Raw genomic sequence first — 23,991 nt, 5'->3', positions numbered from 1 at the left:
GGCGGTGAGCGGCTCCCGGGCGTTGTCTGTAGGCACGGTCGGGGGGGGATCGCGCTGCCAGCTCAGCAACTCGGCCAACGACAGTGGACGGGCTTCACTGGTCCCGTCCGCCTCGCGTTCCAGCACCCGGTTCAGCCGTGCCAGAATCCCCTGGGCCTGCTCCGGGGTGTGCAGCGGCACTTCCGGCAGCACTTCGGGAACCCTGGGCGGCTGATACGGAACCGGACGGGGCCGGCGCGGCAGGCTCAGCTCAGTCCCTGGCTGGTGCGGCAGATGCGCACTCAACTTCCGCCGCGCCTCCGCATCCTCCGCCGGCACAGGCCGGAGCAGGCCCACCGGGGCCGTTTCCAGGGACGGCATTTCCAGGGACAGTGACGGATCGTGTCTGTCTGAAGCTTCCCCGGTTCCGGCGGGTTCCACCGCCGCTTCCCGCAGGACAGCCAGATCGGGACCTGCCGCCGGGAGCGTTGCCCCAGCCTCCCAGTCTCCTTCCTCCTCTTCCGAAAGCCCCGGCGGGGAGGGGGACGGCGCCGAGGCCAACCGGCCCGCTGTCTGGCGGGGAACCGGAACGGCGGACAGGGCCACCTCTGGGCCGGGCCGTTCGGGAGGGGGCGTGAGGGAAACCGGCAGCGGCGGCACCCGGTCCTCCGGCGTTTCCCCCGCTGCGGTGGGCGGGGTGGGCGCGGTGGCCCGGGACAGCAACCCAGCGGCGGCCGGTGCCGGGTCGCCCGCTTTCCTCCCCACCCCTTCACCCCCGGTCGGAGGTTCGGCTGGCGAATGCGGCTCCGCACCCGGCGTCCACGTGTGGGGTGCGGGAGGAACGGACGCCTCCTCATCCAAACGGCCCGGCGTCTCCGGGAAGAAGGCCGGTGGTCCCCCCACAGGTCTGGGCGCCGCCGCTTCGGCCGTCTCGCCCTGTGGCGGGATGGCCGGGGAACCGCTCCCGTTCAGCTCCTCCCGGTCAGTCGCCGGGCGGCCGGGCGAGGGGGGTACGGCGGCTGTCGGCGCGGTCCTGTCCAGCCCCGGCTGTCGGCCCGTTGGAGACGCGGCCTCCGGGTGGTCTGCCTCACCCTCTCCCCCACCTGTGTCGGAGGTGGCCTGGTCGAGAGTGGCCTGATCGCTGCGCTGCTCCGCCGACACCTCGCCTCCCGTGGGCGTCGGCGGCTCAGCGGCTCGCGACGGCGCGAGGGATTCCGGCAGCGCCATAGGCCACGGTGCCGCGTCGGCGGTCCTTCCCGGGCTGATGTCCTCTTCCGGACCGGGCAAGGGAGAAGGGCGGGCATCTGGGGAAGAGCTTCCGGCATGGTCCAGTGCCGGCAGAGTGACCGGGTCAGGTGCCCCGGAAGAAACCGTGGGGGCGGCCACGGGGTCAGAGGCCCCAGCTTCCAGCGCTGGGGTCCCGGCCTCCAGTCCCCCTGGCCGGCCCGGGTGCAGCAGGTCAGTCGCTCCCGGCTCTGCGGGAACCCGCGCGGAGCGGCTGTGCCCCAAGCCGGTACCGCTGTCCTGTCCGGCCGAGGTGGGTGGCCGCGCCGCCTCAGGGTGGATACGCGAAGGCTCGGGAGCGGCCTGGCTTCTCACTTCAGTGGACGGCGTGTCCTGTGTGGTCGGGACCGCATCCACCGTCCCCTCGGCCTCCCCCGGGTCTGAGACCTGGGGGGCGTTGTCTGTGGGCAGTGTCGGGGGGGGATCGCGCTGCCAGCTCAGCAGCTCGGCCAGCGACAGTGGACGGGCTTCACTGGTCCCGTCCGCCTCGCGTTCCAGCACCCGGTTCAGCCGTGCCAGAATCCCCTGGGCCTGCTCCGGGGTGTGCAGCGGCACTTCCGGCAGCGCTTCGGGAACCCTGGGCGGCTGATACGGAACCGGACGGGGCCGGCGCGGCAGGCTCAGATCAGTCCCCGGCTGATGCGGCAAATGCACACTTAACTTCCGCCGCGCCTCCGCATCCTCCGCTGGCACAGGCCGCTCCACCCTGCCCGGGCCTGCATCCCACAGAGCAGTCTTCTCGAATGGGCCTGGGGTTGCTTCTCCGGGCGGTGTGACAGTGGCCGCCGAGGTTCCCAGCTCGGACAGCGGGCCGCCTGTTCCAGCGGACCAAGAAGGCGCTGGAGCAGGCACCGGCCCGGCGGCAGACGGCTCGGTTCCTACCAGTGGGCCGGCAGTGCTGTCCTCAGGCAGAAGGGGCAGGGTCGGCAGCGGTGGGACCATCGATGCAGCCTGCGGCCCCGTATCGGGTAGGACTCCGGCACCCACGGATGAAAAAGCAGGAGGAGGAGCCGCACCCTGGGCCGCCCAGGATGGCGGGACGTGGGGGGCACTGATATCCGGCCCTTCCGGCCCTGTTTCAGCCTCTATTTCAGCGAGGTGCCGGCTCCGCTCGGAAAGGTGCTCCAGACTGGCCTGCGCCACCTGTGGCTCCGGCGTGACCTGCTCTCCCCCGGGCGGCAGCGGCGGCAGGACATGTTCCGGGAAGGCGCGTTCAGGGAGCGGATCGGCGGCGGCCAGGGACGCGGAAGGCAGGGGCACGTCCGCCCCCGTCGTTCGCAGGGGCACCGCGTCAGATGCCGGGGTGGTTCCGGGTGTCCGCGCGTCCCATTCAGGCGGCACGGTTACTGGCAGCGCCTCGCTCGCCGGGGGCGCGGGCACTCGCGGGGGGGCGGCCATCTCCGGTGACCCGCCGTGTGCGAAGGCCAGCACTTCCCTGAAACTCAACTGTCCGCCTGGGCGCTGTGGCGGGGCAGTCGGAGTCGGAGCGGTGGGGGTTAACGTCGTTGGGACAGGCCCGCCCCAGACGGTCGTCCTGTCCGCACCGGAGGGCGTGGGGCTGAAGTCCGCCGGGGCCGACGGGGGCCGCTCGCTGGCTGGCTCGGCAGGTGCGGATGCGGCGGGAACGTCTCCCGGAAGCACCGGAACCGGGTCGCTCCTCCCCGGTTCCGGCAGGGACAGGGGGTCGGCGGGCCTCTCCGCCCAGGTCTGCCCCGGTGTGCGCGGGGTCCGCAGCCGGGCCGTGGCCTGCCAGCGTTGCGGCACCACGGGCGCGGGCCGGGGAAGCGCCGACGGCAGGCCGCCGGGCCACAGCAGGCGGCCACCACCGGATGGGCCGAAAATCACCGTGTAATGCTCGCGGTAGTGCCGCAGGTGATCGGCACGTTCCAGCAGGGTGGGTGTGCGCATGCCTCGCTCCATCCGGCCTCAGTCCACAGCCAGTACGCCCATGTGTGCCAGTTCGATGGTTTCCAGGGCCACCGCATCGCCGTTCGCCGCCATCTGAGGCCCGCTCCATTTGCAGGGAAAGGCCCTCAGCAGTTCCCAGCGCACGACCTGTTTGCCGGTGGTGGCGTACATGGTGATGGTCACGGTGCGCAGGTCCATGATGCCCTGCGCAATCCGCATGTACCACTTGAACAGCTCGTTGTCCACGCTGACGCCGCGTTTGAGGGTCACGTTCCCGACCTTGGTGAGACCCGGCAGCCGGTGGATGAACTCGTTGTTGCCGCCCTCGGCGTATTCGAACAGCTCGGTTTCCATTTGCAGGCCGCTGACCTCGGAAAATACGGCCTTTTCCACGCCGTTGATCTTCACGTAGTACCGGCAGTTGACGTTGGCGATGGTCCCCTTGCGGTCATCTTTCGTTTGAGACACCTCCGCATCACTCCTTTCGACCGCCCGCGCGCCGCCGCTGCAAGCTCAGATCGGCCAGGAACAGGCGGTAGACCTTGTCGGCCAGCAGCGCCACGTCGATGGCGGGTGCGCTGTGGCTCGACCCCACGCTGGGGCTGCCGGACCGGGCCGCCGGGCTGCCGGGTCCGGCGGCCGTCGGGCCGGTCGTGGGCGGTGCGGGCTTGCTCATGGCGTGGTCACCTCACGGGTATCCGGCAGGGGTGCTGGCTCAAGGTCCAGAATCAGCTCGGCGCCGCACTGGGGGCAGACCGTTTCGATGCTGGCGGGGGGCGCGGCCGCAGGAAGGGGAAGGGTGGCCCGCACCGGGACACCGCTGCCCGGCGCGTTGATGGCCGCATAAAACGCTTGCAGGTAGGCGAAGTCGGCGGCGTACAGCCCCGCGATCACCTCGGGCGGCACCGGCGCGAACTCGCCGAGTTGCAGCGTGACGCGGCTCAGCAGCAGGATGCCGAAAAAGGCCTCGTTGTCCTTCACCCGCACGTCACCCAGCGGTTCGACCTCATCCAGCGCGGTCGCCAGACGCATCACGCCGCGCGTGTGTAACCGGCCCGCCGCGTCGGCGTACCCGAGCGGCAGCAGGAACTCGTGGTGGGTGGCAAAGGCGGTCAAGGTCGGCTCCGGCGTCCTGAGGGGTCAGCGGTGCGGCGGGCGGCGTGTCAGCGGCGGGCGGGGGCCATGTCGGCCCGACCGCCCGCCGGACAGCGGCTTACTGAACGCGCTTGTAGCCCTCGTGGGTGATGGTCAGCTCCTCGATGGCGACCTCGTTGGTCTTGGCGTCGTAGGTCGGGCCGTTGAGCTTCTGCGGCCAGGCGCGCTCGAAGGTCCAGCGGGCAATCGCCTCACCGCGCTGGTTGTACAGCGTGATGGTGCCGCTGCGCCGCGCGCCGTCGATGTCGCCGTCCTCGACCTGCTTGCGCCACTGCCACATGTCCATGCTGTCGGTGATGCCGCGCTTGAGGGTGATGTCGGTGTACTTCATGGTCCCCGGCTCGCGGATCAGGATGGGCTTGCCGCGCTCGTCGGTGGCGCGGTACTCCACGACCTGGCTCTCGCTGCCCAGACCGGTGCATTCACGGAAAGCCCCGGTCACGCCGTTCTGGAAGTCCACGGCGAAGTAGGCGGCCACCAACGGGTCACGGTGCGTCATGGTCATGTCTGCCTCCTGGGGCTGGGAATGTGGGGCGAAGGGCCGCTTTCTACTTTAAGCCCTGGCGGGCTGTGCCCGGTGCGGGCCGGGCAGCTTACTGGCCGCCGCCCGCGTACTGACCGAAGCGCAGGATCACGAACTCGGCGGGCTTGACGGGCGCGATCCCGATCTCGACGTACACCATGCCCAGGTCGCGCACCTCGGGCGGATTCAGTTCAGCGTCACACTTGACGTAAAAGGCGTCGCTGGCCGTCTTGCCGAACAGCGCGCCGCCGCGCCACACCACCGTCAGGAAGGCCGAGATATCGCGGCGCAGCTTGGCCCACAGCTCCTCGTCGTTGGGTTCGAACACCGCCCACTGCGTGCCGCGCTCGACACTCTTCTCGACGTAGTTGTACAGCCGCCGCACCGACACGTAGCGCCAGCGGGCGTCGCTCGCCAGGGTGCGCGCGCCCCACACCCGGATGCCCATGCCGGTGAAGGAGCGGATGCAGTTCACGCCGATGGGGTTGAGGATGTCCTGCTCACTCTTGGTGATCTGCATGGCGGGGTCCAGCGCGCCGCGCACGATCTCGTTGGCGGGGGCCTTGTGGACGCCGCGCTCGGTGTCGTTGCGGGCGTAGATGCCCGCCACGTGCCCGCTGGGCGGCACCAGGATCGGCTTGCCCTCGGGACCGTTGATCTTGACCCAGGGGTAGTACAGCGCCCCGTAGCTGGAGTCGAAATTGGTGTCGTGCTCGCGCCAGCGCTTGACCTGCTGCGGGGTCAGGTCGGGCAGCGGGTCCAGAATGGCGATGCGGTTGCGGTTGCGTTCGCAGTGGTCGATCATGGCCCGCTGCACCGACTTCACGCCGTCGTGGTCGATCAGGCCGTTCTGATAGGCGCTCATCAGGTCAGGCGCGCAGATCATCGAGACGTCCTCGGCGATCTCCATGCCCTCGATGCCCGAGCGGTCGTGGACGCTGCCCACGAAGTGGTTGCTCTGGAGGGCCAGCGTGCCACTGGTAGGCGTGAAGCCCGAATGGATCACGAAGGCCCCGAACTCGGGCACGCGCTCGGCCAGTGCCCCGGCGGTCGCCTGTTCGGTGATCTCGATGATCTGGCTCTGCTGGTTGACCACCTCGACCACGTTGCGCGGGTGCTTCTTGGCGATCGAGACATTCTCGAAGGTCTCTTCCTGGCCGTCCACCCGGACGCGCAGGGTAAAGGTGCCGTCCTGCGGCTGCGGGTCCTGCTCGGTGACCGTGGGCGGCTGCACCTCCACGCTCACGTCGCTGTTGGGCGCGCCCTTGGCCCCCACCGTCATGGAGGGCACCGCCTTGGAGGCGCGGGTGGGCAGTTGCAGCGTCTTGGGCATCTCGACGGTCTTGCCGTCCTTGGCGTCTTTGGGGGGCGGTACCAGGCGGGTCACGTAGCAGCGGGTACCGCCGTTGTTGAAGTAGGCGTACACCGAGTGCGACAGGTAGGTGCCCGGCATGTGCGGGTTGTAGGACCCGTCGACATCCCGTGAGGCGAAGGTTTCCAGGTACTGCGTCCAGTTGGCGATGAACACCGGGGTGTTGGCCGGCCCGGAAGGCGCGAACCCCAGGAACGCCGCCGTCGTGGTGCTGATGCCCTCGATGGGACGCGGTCCGGACGACGTCTCCTCGACGTAGACCCCTGGCGACAGATATTCGGGCATAACCTCCACCTTTTCTGAAAGGAACGTGCTGACGCGCCGCTGCTCGAGCGTCACGTCTCCGCGTGTGGACCCACTTGGTACTGTGTGCGCCACAATAGAGGGCGATGAGGAGCGCGTCAACAAGAGTTGTTTGTTCGCCCCTCGCTCACTGGTCTCATCTGCTTTAATTTGCCCTTCGTTTTATATTGAACGACTTCAGGTTGTTAGAGTTCTGCCGGAGCCTAAAGTGCGGCGGTATGTCACTTGGTCTCGAGAAACCAGGGCATTTTCTCAGCCTGAAGGTCTGCCCAAGCCTGAACAACCCGGCCTGCTGGTTGTCTAGACCGGAGCCGTGGCAGACTGCCTGTATGAGAAAGATAAATAAAGTCTCTGGGCGCTGCGAATCAGGAGAAAGGAGCAGCGGCCTACCGCCGGTACCGTTCCGACGACGCCCGGTCCCGGATGCGCACCTGGTAGGCCCGGCTCCCGCTTGCCGGAGCGCCGGTCCCCAGGTCGAGCATGACCGCCAGGGGGAGCGCCTCGCCGGGGTAGAACTCGCGGCTGATGTGGCGCAGGCGCATCTCCGTCCGCAAAGCCCGCAGGCGCAGCAAGCCCGGCTCGCGGCGCACGATCAGGCCGCGGAGGTCCTCGTTGCCGAACACGTCGGCCAGGTCCACGTCGTCCAGCGGCAGCTCCAGTTCCTGCAACCTCGGGCCGTCCAGCAGCGACACGATCACGTCGATGGGCGGCTCGGGGGGCGGCAGCGGCGGGCGCTGGCGGACGCGGGGCGGGGCGTAGTCGGTGAACACGTACAGTTGCCCCAGGGCCAGCATCTCCTGAAGTTGCAGGAAGGTGCCTTCCTCGTGGCCCCGCTTGTGCAGGCGCAGGGTTTCCGGCTGGGCCAGCAGCCGGGCGGCGCGGCGCAGGCGCTGGCCCGCGTACTGGCGGATGCTGTTCATGTCGCTGTTGTCGAGTTCGGCCCATTCTTCCGGCTCGGGGCGGTAGCGTTCCAGGACCAGGCCACGTAGCCGGTCTTCGCGGAACAGCTCCCCGATGTCGTTCTGGTCACGGCGCAGCAGGGCCTGACGCCGCCGCCGGCTGTGGCGGTCGTGCAGGAAGACCACCAGCGCCCGGTTCACCGACAGCGCGTAGGGGTCGAAGCGCCGCCGCCTGCGCCCCAGCAGGAACAGCAGGCACAGCAGCGGCAGCAGCAACAGCAGCAGCCACCACCAGGGAAAGGGGCGGCGGATCTCGCCCACGAAACTGGGCACCCGCAGCGGCGTGCGGTCGTTCAGGCGCAGGGACGGCGCGGCCTCCTGCCCCCCGGTCAGGCCCCGGTCTGTGACGGTCAGGTCCACCCGTTCGCCTTCGAGCAGGCTCACGGTCTGGTCGGGCAGGCGGGCGCTCAGCTCGGGCGGCTCGGCGGCGACCTCCACCGTGACGGGGCCTCCGGCGGCCCGGTAATGCAGCACCGCCCGCTCGCCGCGCGAGAGCACCCGGTCGAGATCGGGGTTCAGCAGCACCAGGCTCCCCAGCGTGGGCAGCGCCGGGGCGGCGGACCCGGGCCGCCGGGGCGTGTCCTGGTCGAAGCGCAGCAGCACATTCTGGCGGGCACCGGGCAGCTGCGCGCACATGTAGCCCACGCTTCCCGCCGGGACGGTGCCCTGAATCTCCAGATCGACCCGCTCGCCGGCCCCGTTCGGATTCCTGATGGTCACGGCAGCGTCCCCGATGCGCCCAGATTCCAGTTGCAGGGTCGTGCCCGCAGGCCGCCGGTACGGAAAGCTTCCGCCGGGTCCCACCGTCACCAGCCCCGGCGTGAGCGTCACGGCGGTGAAGTCGGGGGCCTGGCCGGGCGGCAGTTCGAGGGCCTGCGCGAAGGTGGTGTCGGCAAAGGCCTGTTTGACGCTTTGCGGCACGCTGATGCCCAGCGCCACGTAGTACAGCTTGTCGAAGGGACCGCGCGACAGGTTGAAGGCGTCCAGCGCACTGCGGATACTGGCGGTCCGGCTGGGGTCGTTGTCGCGGCCATCGGTCACGACATAGACGGTGGTCGCCACCTGATCGCGCGGGGCCAGGCGGCTGAAGAGGTCCTGCATGCTGCGGTAGAGCCAGGTGTTGGCCCCGTTCGCCTCCAGGCTGTTCACGGTGCGCTCGAACTCGGCCCGCTCGCCCGGCCACAGGAAGCTGGCCCGCTGCTGCGGCCCCCGGTCGAAGGTGTCGATCTCGACGGTGCCGGGGGCGGTCGTGGCGCGCGTTCCGCGCAAGATGGCCCCCTTCACCTTGGCGAAGATGTCGGCCACGCTGTCGCCCTGACCCGCCATGCTGCCGGAAGTGTCCAGCAGGAACACCACCCGGGTCTGGTCGGGGGGCGGGCTGACCGGCAACGCACAGGTCGGGCCTGCGGTCTGCGCGGCGGCGAAGGACCCGCTTCCCGCCAGCAGCAGGGCGGCGCGGCGCAGCGGCGGGACGCGGCGGGGGCGGCAGACCATGGCCGCGATTAGAGCATGGCTTTCCGGGCGGCGTGCGGCGGAGCCGCCTTCCGGCCCAGGGCGACCGGGCGCCCCCTTCCCCGGTGTTAGGATGACCCCAGGTTCTCCCGACAGGTTCGCCCAGCAATCCCCGGTTCCGTCCGGCCGCCCCGTGTGTCCAGATGCCCACGCGCCCAGATGCCCATGCGCCCAGATGAGGGTCGAATGCTCAAGTTCGAACGTCAGCCCCAAGCCGACCAGCGCCGGCCCGATCAGCGCCCGTCCGACCTGCACCCCGGTCCCCAGACCGGGGATCTCCAGCACGAGGCGCCAGCTTCCCGCACCCTGCGTCCTCCCGAAGCCGCCCACCTGCCCGCGCGCGTTCCCGGCGGGGGGACCTTCCGCCCCGACCGCGCCGCCCACCGGGAGGCCGCGCAGCCGGTCCTGAGGGCCGGGCACCTGCGCCAGGCCGCCGACGCGCAGATCGGTGCCGAGCGCCAGCAGGTGCAGCGGCAGATCGACGACCTGCACGCGGCCTGGCCCGGGTTGCAGGCTCCGGCCCCCCAGACGGCCCCCACGCTGCCCGCCGTGTTCGCGCAGCCCGCTGCCCGGCGCGTGCCCGGACAGCGCCCCGGGATGGCCGACTACGCGGGCCTGTACCGCTACGAGATGGCCTTGCAGCGCGAGGGGGCCTGGTCCGACGGCAGCCTGAACGGTCCCGCGGTCGCGGCCATCCAGCGCCGCGCCGCCGAGGGCCTGCTGGGCAGCTACCGCGCCAGCACCCTGCCTCCTGCCCAGCGGCAGGAGGCCCTGGCGGGCGAACTCTGCGGCCTGGGTCTCTGGCGGGGGGCCGTGCAACGGGTGGTGGTGCAGCGCCTGCCCGCCGCCGAGCAGCCCCGGGTGCAGCGCCTGCTGGCCGACCGCGAGGCACAGGGCGAGCGGCAGGCGGCGCTGGGGCAACTGGAGACGCGGCGCGGGGAACTCGACCGCCAGGCAGGTCTGCCCGCCCTGGAGCGCGTCCAGGCTAGGCGCGGGGGCGGCGATCCCCTGCCCGCCGCCGTGCAGCGGCAACTGGAACTCGGCCTCAATGCCGATCTGGGGGCCGTGCGCCTGCATACTGATGCCGAGGCCGATCTGCTGAGCAAGAGCGTGGGCGCGGTGGCCTTTACCAGCGGCCAGGACATCTACTTCCAGCAGGGCCGCTTCGACCCCGCCAGCCGCGAGGGCCTGGGCCTGCTGGGCCATGAGGTGGCCCACACCGTGCAGCAGGCGCGGGGCCGTGTGTCCGCCGGCCTCGACCCCGACGCGGGCCTGGAGCGCGAGGCGCGGCAGTTCGGTGAGCGCCTGTCCGGGGGGAAGGTGGGGCCGCCCCCTTCCCGGCCCGCTCCTCCGGCAAGCGCCGCTCCTGCGCCGGCGCTGCAACGCCTGGCCGAACCGGGTGCGCCCTCCACGCGCGGTGCCCGGGTGGCTGGTGCACCGGTGGCTGCCGATCCGGAAGCCCAGCGGGCCGCCCGCCTCAACCGCAGCACGCCGCGTGCGGCTGTCCAGGCCCAGGTCAGGCTCGATCCACGGCGCAAGGCCCGGGACAGGGGTACAGTGCCCGTGCAGGTCCCGGCCCCGAAAGTCGCGCCGCCCAGGGTGCCCCTGCCCCCGGTCAAGGCCACTCCGATCAAAGCGCCCCCCGTCAAGGGAAAGGCCGGCCAGAGCGGTGCCCCGACCGCACGGGAAGTGGCGACGCCCCGCCGCAGCCCCCTCAAGCTGCCCGCCCCACCGTCCCTGAACGTGGCGCCCGCCGCCTTTGCCCGGCCACAGCTGGACCCCCAGAAGCTGAAGGCGGCCCGGCTGAATCCCGGACAGGTGCTGCGGGACGCCGGGAAACGCCGCAACCAGGCCAATGCGCTCGTCGGCCGTTTCCTGAAGCGGGGCAGCGCCAGAGCCAGGAACGTTCAGGGCATGAGCGGCCAGATGGGTGCCCAGGTTCACGCGGCGGCGCGGGGAGCCAGCGGGAAAGTGCAGGCGGCTGCCCGGCGCCATCAGGCGGCCCTCAGGGCCACCATCGCGGCCATGCGGACCCAGGCCAGCACACAGGCCGCCGTCGCCCGGGGGCAGTTGCAGGCCAGGGCCAGGACCGCCCTGACGGCGCTGCCGAAGAGTACCCGTGCGGCCAAGACCAGGCTCGGCACCGCCCACACCCAGGCCCTCAGACAGCTCGACGCCCGCGTCAGGACGCAGAAGAGCGAGGTGAGCGCCGCGTACCGGAAGGGCGCGGCCGGCTACCGCGCGGGCGGCACCACCGTCGGCGGCGAGGCGCTGGCGCACGCCAACACCCGCGCCAGCGCCTACCTCGGCCACGTGACCGGCAAGGACGACAGCTTTCTGGAAGGTCCCGTCACCGACGACCGCTGGAAAGCCCGCGCGGACGCGGCCCGGCAGGTCGGGGGGGCTTACCAGCAAGGCTATGTCCAGAAGGGGGCCGAGCAGGCCGAGCAGCTGCTCTCCCCGGCAGGCGGCATGGGGAGGGACCTGGCGGCCATCGACGCGGCCGCCACCCAGACCCGGACCACCTTGCAAACCCGCCTGCGGACAGCCCAGCAGAAGCTCGACGCGGACGAGGCCCGCGCACGGACCCAGATTCAGCAGGCCCAGGCGCAGCTGAGCCAGGCCCTCCAGGCGCAGCTTCAGGGGGTGCTGGCGCACCTCGGGCAGACCCAGGGCACCCAACTGGCGGCCATCGCGCAGGCCGCCGCCCAGCAGAGCCAGGCCCTCGACCGGCAGGCGGATCAGGCGGTCCACAGCCTCCAGACCAGCGTCGCGCAGCTGGCCCGGCAGCTCGACCGGACCCTGAACAGCTTCGGCGCGCAGGTGCGGGGCAGCCAGGCTCCCGATCCCAAAGCCCTCAAGCGTGCCCTGGCCGGGGCCGAGGCCCAGATCGGCCGGATGGTCACGGGTGCCCAGACGCGGCTGCAACAGGGCATGAGGAGCGTCACCGCCGGCCTCGCCCGCGGCGCGGCACAGGCCGAGAGCGGCCTCAGTGCGGCGGCCAAAAGCAGCGAAGCCCAGGCCCGCCAGACCGCGCAGGGCTTCCGCCAGTCCAGCCAAGCCCTGGTGGGGCAGGCCCTCCAGACCTTCACCCAGGTGCAGCAGGCCCACGAGCGCAGCAGCACGGCCACCGACGCCCAGGCCCAGGCCGAGTTCGAGGCCGCCACCAAGGGGCTGGACACCCTCTTCAAGCAGGCCAGAAGCGGGCTGGACAGCAAGCTGGCCGCGAGTGTCGAGGCGTTGATCGGGCAGCTCCGCGCCAACTTCTCGCAGCTCGACGCCGCGATAGGTGAGCAGGCCGAGAAGGCCGCCGCCCAGGTCCAGCCCCGCTGGAAGGGCTGGGTCAAGATCGCGTTGCTGGTCGCGGTGGTGATCGTGGTCGCGGTCGTGGCCGGGCCGCTGGTGATCGGCGCGGTCGGCGCGATGGCCGGGGCGCTGGGGGCTGGAGCCACCGCAGCGGGCGTGATCGGTGCCGTCGCGGGCGGGGCCATCGTGGGGGCCGCTGCCGGGGCTGTCACCCAGATCGGCAACAACGCCATCGACAACATCGGCCTGGATGCCCAGCACCAGAAGAGCCTCTTCGACGGTGTCGGCAAGGCGGCCCTGATGGGCGCGGTCGGTGGGGCCGTCGGCGGGGCGGGTGGGGCCATCGGCCAGGGCCTCGGCAAGGCCGGGTGGCTGGGCGAGGGGCTGACGCAGAAGGTGGCGGGCGTGGGCCTGACCGGTGCCTTCGACCTGGGCGGCAACGTGATGGGCGACCTGGCCACCGGCAGCAGCCTGAACGACGCCCTGAAGAACCTGACCAGCCCCGAGGCCATCATGATGTATGCCGTCGCCAGCGGAACGGGAGCCGCCGCTTCCCGCCTGCCGGGCCGGGCGGGCGGTGTCCAGAACACGATGCACGCGGCGGGGGAACGCTTCGGCACCCAGATGGGCGAGGGAATAGCGAATACCAGCGGTTACAAGCGCGCCCCGGTACCGACGCGCGTGGCGCCGGAGCTGACCGGGCAGGGCATCGACGGGCGCATTTCCGGGTACAACACCGGCAGGACGCAGGTCGAACTGGCCCCCGGTGCCCACCCCCAGGACGCCGCTCTTCACGACAGCTATGCCAGGCAGGCCCGGAGCGACACCAGCCCCGTCAGCCGCATGGCCGACCGCATCAAGAGCCTCTTCGGCCAGGGTGCCGAGGTCAAACCCGGCAGCGCCCGGTGGGAAATGGGCACCGAAGCGGCCAAACACCGGGACATGGCGCAGTGGCGCTTCCAGGAGGCGGAAAAGCTCCCCGCCGGCTCCCAACAGCGTAACCGCTTGCTCCAAGAGGCCCATGACTATGACCGGCTGGCGGGCGAGTATGAAAAAGCGGCCCTGACCGCCGATCCCCGTGAACGCCTGGCCGATGCCACCATCGAGGGACGCAAGCGCAGTTACACCAACCACGATGAGATTCAGCCCCTGCTGGGCAAATCGTTTGACCGCTCGGCGCTTCCCGACCGTTATGTGGTCTTCGAGGTGGAGGGCGGCAGAAAAGTGGCGGCCCGGCTGAACAGTGAAGGGACGTTTGACCTTCAGTCCGCCGTGCTGCTGGTCCGGCCGGACCAGACGGTTCAGGTCAATCCCCAGAACCGCATCACCTACGACTACATCAGCAAGTATCAGGAGGATCCGGCGGCACGGCCTGACCTCGACTTCAGCCGCGAAGGCTATACCCTTCACCACATCATCCCCGACAAGGTCAGCACGCAGAACCCGCTGTGTGTCAAGGCGATGGAACTGACCGGTTACAGCCCGGACCGGATGTCGAACTACCAGCCCATGCCGATGGAAAAGCTCTTCCGGCAACTCGACGGCCAGGAAGTCGGGCACTGGTCTCATCACTCGAACTATGACGAGACTGTGGTAACGACTGAGTTGAGATTCCGACAGGATGTCCTGGAAGGACAATACGGCCCGATGTCTACTTGGGATGGGGGACATCCCAAAATAGCTGAGATAAGGGCAGAGTTGACGAAGGCGATGTTAAATGCCGAGAATGCCATCAAGGCTCGGGTAGAGAGTGGCGATGTGCCCATGACCGTAGAGGATGGCATCAATGGAAGCAGGGGGCGAATTAAGTGAGTAACAATAATGTGTTGCAATTTATAGCGGACTCGGATCACAGAGATGCCTACGAAGGAGACGCCGACCTCAGATTCATCCCCAATCCTGATCTGGCTTCGAACGCCATAAATACCGATGATGCTATAGAGGGTGTGGAATTCAAGTTTCAAGTCCAACACCCACCATTGGTAGACGCCGACATACTCTCCGTTGAGTTAGGCCACGGCAACATGCCGGTGATATCACAAAAGATGACCAAAGTAATAGAGGATTTGGGCGGAAAACTTCTCAAGTATCCAGCCCTAATTGATCCAGCTCCCCCGCAGCAATATTACGTTGTACAACTGCCCGTTATTGATGCAATAGACTGGGAGAATTCGGAGTACAACACGGATGACTTGCATGTCTTTAGAAATGGCGAAAAGCTAATCGCTCATATTCGTAAGTACGCCTTTGATAAACCGATTGGTGAGCTTCCTCCCGTTTTTCGCTTGAGGGGAAATCCCTATCCTATGCTGATGAGAAGTGACGTTCGAGATGTCTTTCGTCAACAGGGCGTCCGTGGCGTAGCCTTTATGAATGCTGGAAGTTTCTCAAAAACCAATCAGTTTTATACAGATATTCCTGTCTAAATGATCTTAAAATCAACTTATGACCTGTTGGAGAATGTTTGGGCACGCATATGGACGACCAGATCAACAACGTCACTGGGGATCGGCGTGGAGTCGTGCCCACTGATGTCAATCCGACTCTGGCGGAGAACACCACCCGCAACAGTGAAGGCGTGTTCGACCCGTAGCCTTAATGGAAGCAGGGGTTACTCTCCGACCAATCAGCTCCACACAGATATTCCCGTTTATGACGAAGATAGAAATCAACCTTAAGTCAAAGATATAAAGCGGTGAAGCACCAATGGTAGCAGAAAATTCGAGTGGTAGAAACGATAGGATCAAATAACTATAGCCGAATAACCGTATAGGTCCATTGCCGACTTTGATCACCTCGATGTTTACCGTGGAGAGGCAGGTCTGACGTTTCTTCCGCATTCTGGCCTGGATTAGAACGCAATCTATACAGATAGGCCTATTGAAGGGGCTGAGTTCAGGTTTACCCCGAATCACCCTTTGTCCGACGCGGATATACTTTCCGTCGAGGGGAATTACAGCAAACTCCCGGTTCTGTCCCGCAAGGTGATCGAAGTCATAGAGGAGACGGGAAATCTACGGATTCTGAAATATCCCGCCGTGATCGAGGGTGCCCCAGGCATCGAAAGTCAAGTAGCCGGCGAGACTCTCCGGCCACCTGACTTTCGACGGTCGGCCTCTCCTGGGAAGACCTGCCGACCGGTGCAGGTGAAGGCCATGAGGGCGCCGGGGTGCGCCATCCCCGTCCCGCGCTAGTTCTGCTTGTCGAGCATCGGCCCCGCGCTGTCTGTGATGACGGAGATGATGCACCCATCGCGGAAGACGGCGGCGGCGCGGTAATGGTTGTTCGTGGGCACGCGGTACACCGCCCCGTACTCCAGACTGGTCACCAGCAGCGATTCCAGCCCTTCTCGTCCACTTCCAGGCTGCTCAGGGTGGGCGTGGGGCGGTCGAGGTTGGTGATCGGGCAAGGCGTGTCGGTGAAGTCGTGGCTGTTCGGGACCACCCAGAAGCTCATCAGGGCGTCGGTCAGGTTCGGGACACTGGCGGGAAGGCGATACGGTTCCCAGGGCAGGCTGGCGACGTTCGGCGCGGCGGACCAGTTGCCGTACACGTGAGACTGGTTGTTCTGGTCGCCACCACGTTCGGCCAGCCGTGATTGCGCCCGCTTCCCAGTGTCGATCTCGTCGTCGCTGTCAGGACGCCCTGGCTGCTGAAGTCGATGGTGCAGACTGGGCGCGTCCGGAACAACAGCGGACCAGCGCCCCTCGTTGTCGCAGGCCACGCCGCGTCTACACCTCCATTCCCCCCGTCAGGACAGTCTGGATCGCGGGGGCCACCCTTCGGATGACGGATTCGAGGTCCTCCTCGGCCAGCGCCGGGACCTGGACGATGCGCCGTCCGACGATCACGCCCATGAGCATCGAGGACGCGAGTCCGGACCGCACGGCCGCGTCGTGATCGTCGCGCAGGCGTGGCCTGATCTGCTTCAGCAGGCGGGCCTGGATGAACTCCCGGAGCTGCGCGGCGGCCTGCGGCCTGGAGATGGCCGCGCGAAGCATCGCGAGCAGGGACTCAGAATCCCGTGGATCGCCCTCCCACAGGGTGAGATGGGCGCGGGTGACGCGCTCCCCGAGAGCCTGCTCTGGGCCGTCGAACGCCTGCTCAATCCGGGACAAGGCTCCAGGCGAGATGGACATGACGGCCGCGAAGAGTTCGTCCTTCGACCGGTAAAACTGCATGACCAGGGCCGCATTGACGCCAGCGTCCGACGCGATCTTGCGGATCGTTGCGGCGGCGTACCCGTCTTCGGCAAAGCGGGCACGCGCCGCGTCCAGGATCGCCTGCCGGGTGCCGCTCGCCCCAGGTCGCCGCCCCCGACGGGAGGGCGGCAAGGTGCTGTTTCCATCCTCAGTCACCCGAACACCCTACGCCAGAACCCTTATATCAACAAGTGTTGATTTATCGTTCAAGCGGCTGTAGGCTCCTTCATAAGGTCTGGCCAGTTGTCGCCAGACGAAGGAGTGCCTATGAGTCAGGTCGAGAAGATTTTCATGCCGTCCCACCCTCTGGAACCCGGTGACCGGTACGGCATCCTGAGCAACTTCGAGCCGGGCATCCGGACCCTGCCGGCGGGCTTCCAGATCGCGCCGCCGTTCCGGCCCATCCCGGTTGACATCGTGCTTGAAAAGGACGTCGCGGTCACCCTGCGTGATGGCGTGACCATCTACGTCGATGTGTTTCGTCCCGCCGGCAGCGAGAAAGTGCCGGTTATCGTGGCGTGGAGTCCGTACGGCAAGGGCCAGGGGACTTCCAGCAGTGTGATGGGCGTGTTTGGCCTAGTCGGGCTGGACAACTCGGTCGTGTCGGGTCTGGAGAAGTTCGAGGGGCCGGACCCCGCCTACTGGTGCGCACACGGCTACGCCATCTGTAATCCGGACATTCGGGGCGTGGCCCATTCGGAGGGTGACAGCGTCCTGTGGGACCGCCAGGAGGGCCGCGACTGCTACGACCTGATCGAGTGGCTGGCGGTTCAGGACTGGTGCAGCGGCAAGGTCGCCATGAGCGGGACCTCCTACCTCGCGGTTTCGCAGTGGTTCACCGCCGCCGAACAGCCGCCCCACCTGGCAGCGATCAACCCGTGGGAAGGCGTGAGCGACGTTTACCGTGACCTGGTGCTGCGGGGCGGCATGCCCGATACCGGGTTCGCCCGGCAACTGCGGGACTACAGCTTCTGGGGCCACAGCCAGAAGGAGGACATCCTCGCGGAGGCCGACCGCTTTCCCTTGATGAACGACCTGTGGGAAAACAAGATCCCGCACTTTGAGAACATCACCGTGCCCGCCTACGTCGTCGCCAGCTATTCCAACACGCTGCACACGGCCGGCACCTTCCGCGCGTGGCGGCGGATGGCGTCACAGGAAAAGTGGCTGCGCATCCACAACACGCAGGAATGGCCCGACTACTACGACGAGGCGAATGTCGAGGACCTGCGCCGCTTCTTCGACCACTACCTGAAGGGCGCGGACAACGGGTGGGAACAGACGCCGCGCGTTCGGTACTCCGTCCTCGACCTCGAAGGCGGTGACCGGGTGAATCAGCCGGCGCGCGAGTTTCCGCCGGAAGGTGTCGCCTCCACGAAGTATTACCTCGACGCTCGCTCCCGCACGTTGAGTCCCGAGGTGCCCTCAGGAGAGGCAACAGCGGACTACGACACACAATCGCTGCCGGGCCTGGTTTCCTTCACCGCCCGCTTCGACGAGGAGACGGTGATGGTGGGCTACCCCAAGGCGCGGCTATGGGTTGAGGCCAAGGGCGCGGACGATATGGACCTGTTCGTCCTCATTCAGAAGCTCGACGCTTACGGGACGCCGCTCCAGCAGTTCACGGTGCCCAACCAGGGCGGGGTGGTCCATGACCTGACCGAACATGGCGCGTCGATCCTGCGCTACAAGGGAGCCGACGGACGACTGCGCGTCTCCATGCGGCACCTGGACGAAACGCTGTCGACCGATGCCGTGCCGGTTCATAGTTTCGACCGGATCGAGAAGCTCGCGCCCGGCGAGGTCGTAGACATCGAAATCGACCTGCTTCCGATCGGCCTCGCGTTCCACCCCGGTGAGCAGCTCCGCTTCGTCGTCAGTGGACGGAGCCTTCTGGGACCGATGATGCCCGGGCTGCGCGAGTACACTCCTGCCAACAACGGGCAGCACATCATCCACACGGGCGGGCCGTACGCTTCGTATCTCCAGCTTCCCGTCAAGGTCGGGTAGAGGACCGCTCATCTGCCGTGGCCGAGGGACTGAGCGGGTTGGCCGTTCAGTCCAAAAGTTCTGCCTGGGCGCGGCGTGGCCAGTACAGCACGCCGGCGAGGTGCAGGGAGCGAGTGGGCATGATTTCACAGGAAGTCACGGGAAATCCCCCACTCCCCCAGATCTTGGGAGGCGCCGCGTCCGGCGCTGCGGTGAGCTGCCTCTCAACAACTGGCCAAAGCGGAGTGGAGACAGACAGCTGCCGTTCTTCACATCATTGTTTGGAACGACAAGCCTGCAATCTGCCTTAACGAACCCGGCCCCGGATATGGATGAAAGATGACTGGAGAGTGATTGCAGATAGGCCGCTGCCGATGCCAGGGCTGCCCCTCGTTTCACTTTGTCCAGAGAGGTCCAGAGTCGGCGCAGCTCTGCTTACTGCTGGAATCTCTTTTCTCACGCGCTCTCTCAGGGTTTGGGTTGCGAACTCACAGTCACCACGACAAAGCTCTCGAATCCTCTGACTTCCCCATAAGCCTCAAAATCCACCGAGTCCGCTATGGGCTTCAGGTCCACGCCAAACGTCCATTTGGGCCGTGCATTGAGTGAATAGAAAGCGCCCCATACACCGTAGTCCTGCGTCCAGCCATCGGTATAAGCTATCTGGGCAAGCGAGCGCTGGAAGATGGGCAGCAGACGTTCGACCCTTACAGTGCTCATAAAGCAAACGGTGCTTTTTGAAGTGTCGTAGGGAAAGGCGGGCTTGCAATCGACTTCTTTGAGGTGGGCATCCGAAAGCGTTGCAAAACGCGAATGAAGTTCTTGCAGAATCTGGGCTTGAATCTCCACGGGCTGCTCCTTTTTCGCGGCAGAACCGCCACTGTAGACCACGGCTCCAACAAGGACCATCAGTGCAGTTACCGCGAGAAGGTAGAGCCTGCTCATGGCCTGCCCTCGGGATGCCACGAGTTCCAGAGGCCTTCCAATCTGTTGGCCACACGGTTGGCACTGGCCTGGTCAATCAGCACGCCCTGTTGCTGCATCTGTGCGAAGGGGGAAGCCTTTCCCCCCCAGTCCCGAAGGGGCAGTTGGAATTGACGGCCCAGGGCAGCGTCCTGCGCGGTCAGCGGCAATCGGCCCTTGCCACTCAGGCGGCCGATCAACTGCAAGGCGGCGGCGCGGAAGCCCGCGTAGTTCTTGTACTGCCCGGAACCTGCCATCTTCTCGACGCGGTCCAGCAGCGTGTTGTAGGCAATGGACTCGTAGAAGACCGCTTCGTACTGGCTGGCAAGTCTCATCCCCCTGACGCCCGTGGTGAGGCGCTCGGGTTCCAGGTTGACGCGCGGGTCGTGGCCCGTGTCGTAGCTGCCGGCGTACACGGCCGCCACATCCTTGCCCTGCGGCCCCAGGGTCCCCTCGTCCCGCAGGCCACGTTCGGCAATGACCCCGAGCGCACCTGGCCGGGCGGGCTGTCCCCGGACTGCGGTGGTCAGCATCGGGCTGACGTGCCCAGCTGTGGCCCGGGTCAGGTCCGCCGCGTCGAAGGACAGCTGCGGGCGATACGGAGCCGCAGAACCCCGGGGACGCTCCACCCGGTCGAAATAGACGATGCTGCCCGGCAATACCGCCTCCCCGGCGGTCGGCACCGCGTCCCCATCGATCCGGTAATGGCGGGAGAGCAGAGCAGACGCGGGATGGGCCTGGTTGTTCGCCCGCACCCGGGCGGCATCGGCCTGCCGGATGGCGGGCGACTGGAAGGTGACGACCTCGGCGGCCAGGCCCTGAAACTCGGCAGCGGCAATCTGGGCGAGGGCACCGCCCAGGGAGTGCCCGGTAAAAATCACCTTCCCGTGCTTCGCCGCCGCCTGAATGTTGCGCTTGATCAGCTCGCGGTTGAAGTTGTACTGGTTGTAGCCCACAGCCTCGGGGGCAAAGTCCCCGACGACCGTGTCGGTGGTGCCCTCAGCTTTGCCCTTCATGCTGAAGGCGATGCCCTCGGTCCCGCGGAAGGCGACGATGGGATGGGGATACTTTGCCCGCCCCGGAATGGGGAGGAACACCCGCATCTGGAGGCCCCACCGGCCGGAGATGGGCGGCCCCGCCTGAAACCCGAAGGTGCCCAGGATGTCCTTTGGGCTGGACCCGCGCCGCCCGTCGTTGGCCGAGTTCTGGAGTGAGGTGGCCGAGTCGTTCAGGTAGACGTACCCCACCGCCAGCTGCTCGATAAAGGCGTCCCGCGTGAGCTGCGCCTCCGTGAGCGGCGGGGGCAACAGCGCCAGCAGCCGCTGCCGGACATTGGGGTCACGCACCCGTTCCCCCAGCACCGTGGAGAAGCTCCGGCCATAGCGCCTGGCATACGCGGTCAGGGCAGCGCCCAATGTTCCCGCCGCCTTCAACTTTCCGAGGACAGCCCGGAGCGGCCCCTCGGCTTCGTCCAGGCTGGGATAGCGGGGACCGCTCCAGAAGCCGGGGTTCTCGACAAGCTTGCGGGTCGAACCCAGGCGGAGGTCCGCGGCGACCTCGACGCCAAACAGGAGCGTGGCCGGGCTGCCGGTCGTGGGCCGGACCCGGGTGTTCTTCTCGACGGCGCCGTGCAGGAGCAGGGCACCCTCCTGGCCTGCCTGAGCATTCGGTGGAGCCGCCTTCCGTTGCAGGGCAACGGGGCTTGCCTGTCCAGCGTTGCGTGGGGCGCGGGTGCCGGAGCTGGGGGTGGCCTCCAGCGGAGCGCGGCCCAGGGTCTCCCCCATCCGCTGCGCCTCGGCTTCCAGGCCCGCATCCGGGTCGAGGCCAGGGGCCACTTTCCCCTGTGCCTGCTGGTGGGCATGGGTCGCCTCGTGGGCCAGCAGTTTCAGGCCATCTGCACTTGCCGGGTCATAGCGGTTGGCCGCGAAGTAGATGTCCTGCCCACTCGTAAAAGCTTCGGCCTGCACATTCGCCGCCAGCCCCGCCGCCTCGCTGCCGGTATGCACCCGCACCCGGCTCAGGTCCGCATTCAACCCCTGTTCCAGATGCCGCTGCACGGCTGCGGGGAGGGGGTCGCCGCTCCCTCGGCGGGCCTGCACCCGCTGGGCCACCGTGCCCATGTTGGCCTCCGCCTGCCGCTGCACCGCCTCACCGAGTCGCCGTTGCAACCCGAGGTGCGCCCGCTGCAACGCGTCCCCCTCGCGGGCCTGCGCCGCCCGCTCCTCCCGCTGGCGCTGGAGGCTGACGGCCCGCTGCACCGCTTCCTGATCCTGCGGCGTCTTCGCCAATGCCTCCAGATGCGCCTGCAAAGCGGCGCTGTCGGCCCCCTGCCCCACCGCCCGCTGGATGGCACCCAGGGCCAGCTCGGCCCGCGCCGCGCCCGGGAGAGAACGTGCATCCCTCAGGAATGCCGACGTGACCTGCTGCTGCGCCGTACCCGTGACAAGCTGGCGTTGGAAGGGCGTCAGCACGGGGGGCGCGGGGGGCTGCGGGGGGACACAGCGCTGTAAGGCGGCCCCGTTTTGCGGATGCAGGCCCCGCTCTGCCAGGGCCAGCCGGGAGGCGTCCAGTTCGGCCTGGCTGGCCTGCACCTCGGATGCGGCCCGTTGGATGGCCGCCTGATCCGTGGTGAGGAGGCCCGCAGCCGCCAGTGCCGGAGCGCTGCGGGCGCGCTGCACGGCGGCCGCAGAACGCGCGTTGCCGGGGGTCAGGGGGACGCGCGGGGCGGCCACCGGGGCGGCGGGGACGGGCAGGGTGGGGCCTGGTTCGGGAGGCCGCAGCTTGACCCGGCGTTGCGCCGGCTGGTAGACCGGCGGGCCGCTCTCCCCCGCCCTCTTCTTGTGGTCGAAGGTCATCCCTACCTCCTGTGGCCCAGAGTACATGGCTCCCCGCACCGTTGTTCTGGATGTGAGCAACAGTCCAACCTGCTGCGTGCGACCAGGAGCCTGGGGACCTGAGCTTCTGGTCCTCAGCGACAGCGGAAGCAGGGCCGATTCAGCTTCAGAGCGGCGAACGGAGCACCGCCCTCAGGAAGTGCGCAGAAAAGCATGGGCAGTCCCCGAAGGAGAGCCTCGCTGCTTCGCGCGCGCAAGGAGGGACCCCGCAGACCCCCAAGGGGCATACCGGAGGCCGCCCGCCACTGGCCGAGCGTGAAGACCTGCCGTTCCCCCAGGATGATCCTCGGTTCCCTGTCGCTCGCGCCGGACGGTGCCTACGCTGGCCGCTTGCCTTCGGCACCCGTGGTCACTCTCGCCAGGGCTTCTCAGAGGCCGTCAGCCGTCAGCTTTTAGGCACCTTGATGCCACCATTGATGATCAGCTTCCGTACATTTTCGAGCTGCTTTTGCATGTCTTCGGAGATCAGGGCCGCGTTGTAGCGGTCGAGGGCGTAGGAAACCCCGTTGTTTTCCAGGCCCAGAACGCGCTCGCCAGAACGCCACGGCTTCCTGGCGGCCATATCGCGGATTATCGTGTAGACGACTTCCTCGATGCCATTCACAGCGCTGGTCAGCCCGTGGTTGAGTGTGGCGGGGTTGCCGTCGTCGTCCCCCAGATAATTCTGATTTCTGTTGGAGCCGATGAAGAAGAGGGGCCGGCTGTTGCCTGCACACTGGCCGAGATACTGCCTGCTTTTCTGGACACCCTCGAAAAGGTGGGACTTGAACGTCATGCCGGCCGGCAGTTCGCTTCCTTTCAGACATTCGGTTTCGTTGACATACCGGATCACGCCCTGTCCTGAAGCGCCGGCCACCGCAAACAGCACATCTGCCCCCTGAGCTTTCATGCTCGCAGCAAGCTTCATGGCGGCCTCGGGATTGTTCCAGGCATCCCGGTTCTTCCCGATGAACCGGGAAAGCACCTGACAGTTGGGACAGATGAATTTGACGCCTGCGCGGAAGCCGGCCTCGAATTCGTGAATCACCGGTACGTCCTGCCCGCCGATAAATCCCACGGTGCCGGTGCTGCTGCTCCGTGCAGCGACATAGCCCGCCAAAAAGGCGCCTTCCTCATTGCGAAACCGGATGCCCGTTGTGTTTGCCCCCCGGGGAAGATCGTCGATCACCACAAACTTCTGATTGGGAAACTGCTGGGCGGTCGCCGTGACCGTGGAGGTTCCCGACGTGCCCATCGCAATGATCAGGTCCAGCCCCTGCGCCGCATACTCTTGCAGCACTCTGGCGTAATTGGCAGGCCCGCTCCCGTCCTGAACCTTCAGGTCGATTCCCAACTCGTGCTGCGCCCGCGTGGCCCCCTCATAGCCTGACTGGTTGAAGGAATGGTCACCCCGGCCAGCCTCAAGCACCAGGCCCACACGCATATTCGGCGTTGCCAGCGCCATAGTGGGCAGCATCAATGAGATGATCAAGAACCCTCTCAGATTTTTGTTCATGATGGAAAAAGAGTAGAGAGCTGAATGATAAATTTACTTAGATGTCTATATTCATGCCTGGAGTTTGGGGAGCGCGCTGACTGGTCTACGCCGTTTAGGGCCTGGGGCTTGCGGGGCAAAAATAGCGTGCTGAGCGCATAAAAAGAGG

General features: G+C 67.3%; 15 protein-coding genes. 3 read left to right on the top strand and 12 right to left on the bottom strand.

The features are described from left to right. Positions 1-3,189: 3,189 nt before the first annotated feature. From DEIPH_RS02945 to DEIPH_RS02920, 6 genes are all read right to left on the bottom strand, one after another. Positions 3,190-3,639 (bottom strand): phage tail protein, encoded by a 450-nt coding sequence (locus DEIPH_RS02945; protein WP_235183152.1) that lies wholly within the window; start codon positions 3,637-3,639, stop codon positions 3,190-3,192. Between the two features lie 7 nt (positions 3,640-3,646). Further along, entirely contained in the window at positions 3,647-3,847 is a 201-nt protein-coding gene (locus tag DEIPH_RS02940) for a hypothetical protein (protein ID WP_034353595.1), read from the bottom strand. Beyond that, positions 3,844-4,287 (bottom strand): hypothetical protein, encoded by a 444-nt coding sequence (locus DEIPH_RS02935; RefSeq protein ID WP_034353592.1) that lies wholly within the window; start codon positions 4,285-4,287, stop codon positions 3,844-3,846. The genes DEIPH_RS02940 and DEIPH_RS02935 overlap by 4 nt, the downstream gene beginning before the upstream one ends. 97 nt (positions 4,288-4,384) lie before the next feature. Further along, positions 4,385-4,831, bottom strand: a complete 447-nt coding sequence (locus tag DEIPH_RS02930) for a phage tail protein (RefSeq protein WP_200868147.1) — start codon at positions 4,829-4,831, stop codon at positions 4,385-4,387. 88 nt (positions 4,832-4,919) lie between these two features. Next, a complete protein-coding gene (locus DEIPH_RS02925; RefSeq protein ID WP_034353647.1) occupies positions 4,920-6,506 on the bottom strand; it encodes a phage tail sheath family protein in 1,587 nt (528 codons plus the stop codon). Positions 6,507-6,910: 404 nt separating this feature from the next. Next, complete coding sequence (locus tag DEIPH_RS02920) at positions 6,911-8,977, bottom strand: vWA domain-containing protein (RefSeq protein ID WP_034353588.1); 2,067 nt, start codon at positions 8,975-8,977, stop codon at positions 6,911-6,913. Between the two features lie 204 nt (positions 8,978-9,181). Between DEIPH_RS02920 and DEIPH_RS02915 the strand changes: the two genes are divergently transcribed. Together DEIPH_RS02915 and DEIPH_RS19580 are read left to right on the top strand one after the other, a co-directional pair. Then, a complete protein-coding gene (locus DEIPH_RS02915) occupies positions 9,182-14,113 on the top strand; it encodes an eCIS core domain-containing protein (protein WP_034353585.1) in 4,932 nt (1,643 codons plus the stop codon). Next, the gene (locus DEIPH_RS19580) at positions 14,110-14,727 is read left to right on the top strand and encodes an imm11 family protein (protein WP_152544750.1); all 618 of its coding nucleotides are present in this window, start codon (positions 14,110-14,112) and stop codon (positions 14,725-14,727) included. Before DEIPH_RS02915 ends, DEIPH_RS19580 begins: the two co-directional genes overlap by 4 nt. Before the next feature lie 764 nt (positions 14,728-15,491). Here DEIPH_RS19580 and DEIPH_RS20080 read toward each other — a convergent pair. Genes DEIPH_RS20080 through DEIPH_RS02905 form a run of 3 tightly spaced genes read right to left on the bottom strand, consistent with a single transcriptional unit; the run spans position 15,492 to position 16,634 of the window. Further along, the gene (locus DEIPH_RS20080; RefSeq protein WP_161636024.1) at positions 15,492-15,629 is read right to left on the bottom strand and encodes a hypothetical protein; all 138 of its coding nucleotides are present in this window, start codon (positions 15,627-15,629) and stop codon (positions 15,492-15,494) included. Then, positions 15,626-16,024, bottom strand: a complete 399-nt coding sequence (locus DEIPH_RS19575; RefSeq protein ID WP_152544749.1) for a hypothetical protein — start codon at positions 16,022-16,024, stop codon at positions 15,626-15,628. The genes DEIPH_RS20080 and DEIPH_RS19575 overlap by 4 nt, the downstream gene beginning before the upstream one ends. 7 nt (positions 16,025-16,031) lie before the next feature. Continuing rightward, positions 16,032-16,634 (bottom strand): TetR/AcrR family transcriptional regulator, encoded by a 603-nt coding sequence (locus DEIPH_RS02905; protein WP_034353643.1) that lies wholly within the window; start codon positions 16,632-16,634, stop codon positions 16,032-16,034. Between the two features lie 135 nt (positions 16,635-16,769). Between DEIPH_RS02905 and DEIPH_RS02900 the strand changes: the two genes are divergently transcribed. Next, positions 16,770-18,512 (top strand): CocE/NonD family hydrolase, encoded by a 1,743-nt coding sequence (locus DEIPH_RS02900; RefSeq protein ID WP_034353577.1) that lies wholly within the window; start codon positions 16,770-16,772, stop codon positions 18,510-18,512. A 447-nt stretch (positions 18,513-18,959) separates the two neighbouring features. On the opposite strand, the gene DEIPH_RS19570 is transcribed toward DEIPH_RS02900, so the two are convergent. From DEIPH_RS19570 to DEIPH_RS02890, 3 genes are all read right to left on the bottom strand, one after another. Continuing rightward, positions 18,960-19,436 carry a hypothetical protein gene (locus tag DEIPH_RS19570; RefSeq protein WP_152544748.1) on the bottom strand — a complete coding sequence of 159 codons (477 nt, stop codon included), beginning with the start codon at positions 19,434-19,436 and terminating at the stop codon, positions 18,960-18,962. Then, a complete protein-coding gene (locus tag DEIPH_RS18570; RefSeq protein ID WP_051517100.1) occupies positions 19,433-22,309 on the bottom strand; it encodes an eCIS core domain-containing protein in 2,877 nt (958 codons plus the stop codon). Before DEIPH_RS18570 ends, DEIPH_RS19570 begins: the two co-directional genes overlap by 4 nt. Before the next feature lie 424 nt (positions 22,310-22,733). Then, on the bottom strand, positions 22,734-23,843 hold the full coding sequence (locus tag DEIPH_RS02890; RefSeq protein WP_034353574.1) for a BMP family lipoprotein: 1,110 nt from the start codon (positions 23,841-23,843) through the stop codon (positions 22,734-22,736). Between the last annotated feature and the right edge of the window lie 148 nt (positions 23,844-23,991).

The organism is Deinococcus phoenicis (assembly GCF_000599865.1).
Taxonomy (GTDB): domain Bacteria; phylum Deinococcota; class Deinococci; order Deinococcales; family Deinococcaceae; genus Deinococcus; species Deinococcus phoenicis.
The sequence above is the reverse complement of the archived record's forward strand: the minus strand, read 5'-3'. Positions and strand labels throughout refer to the sequence as shown.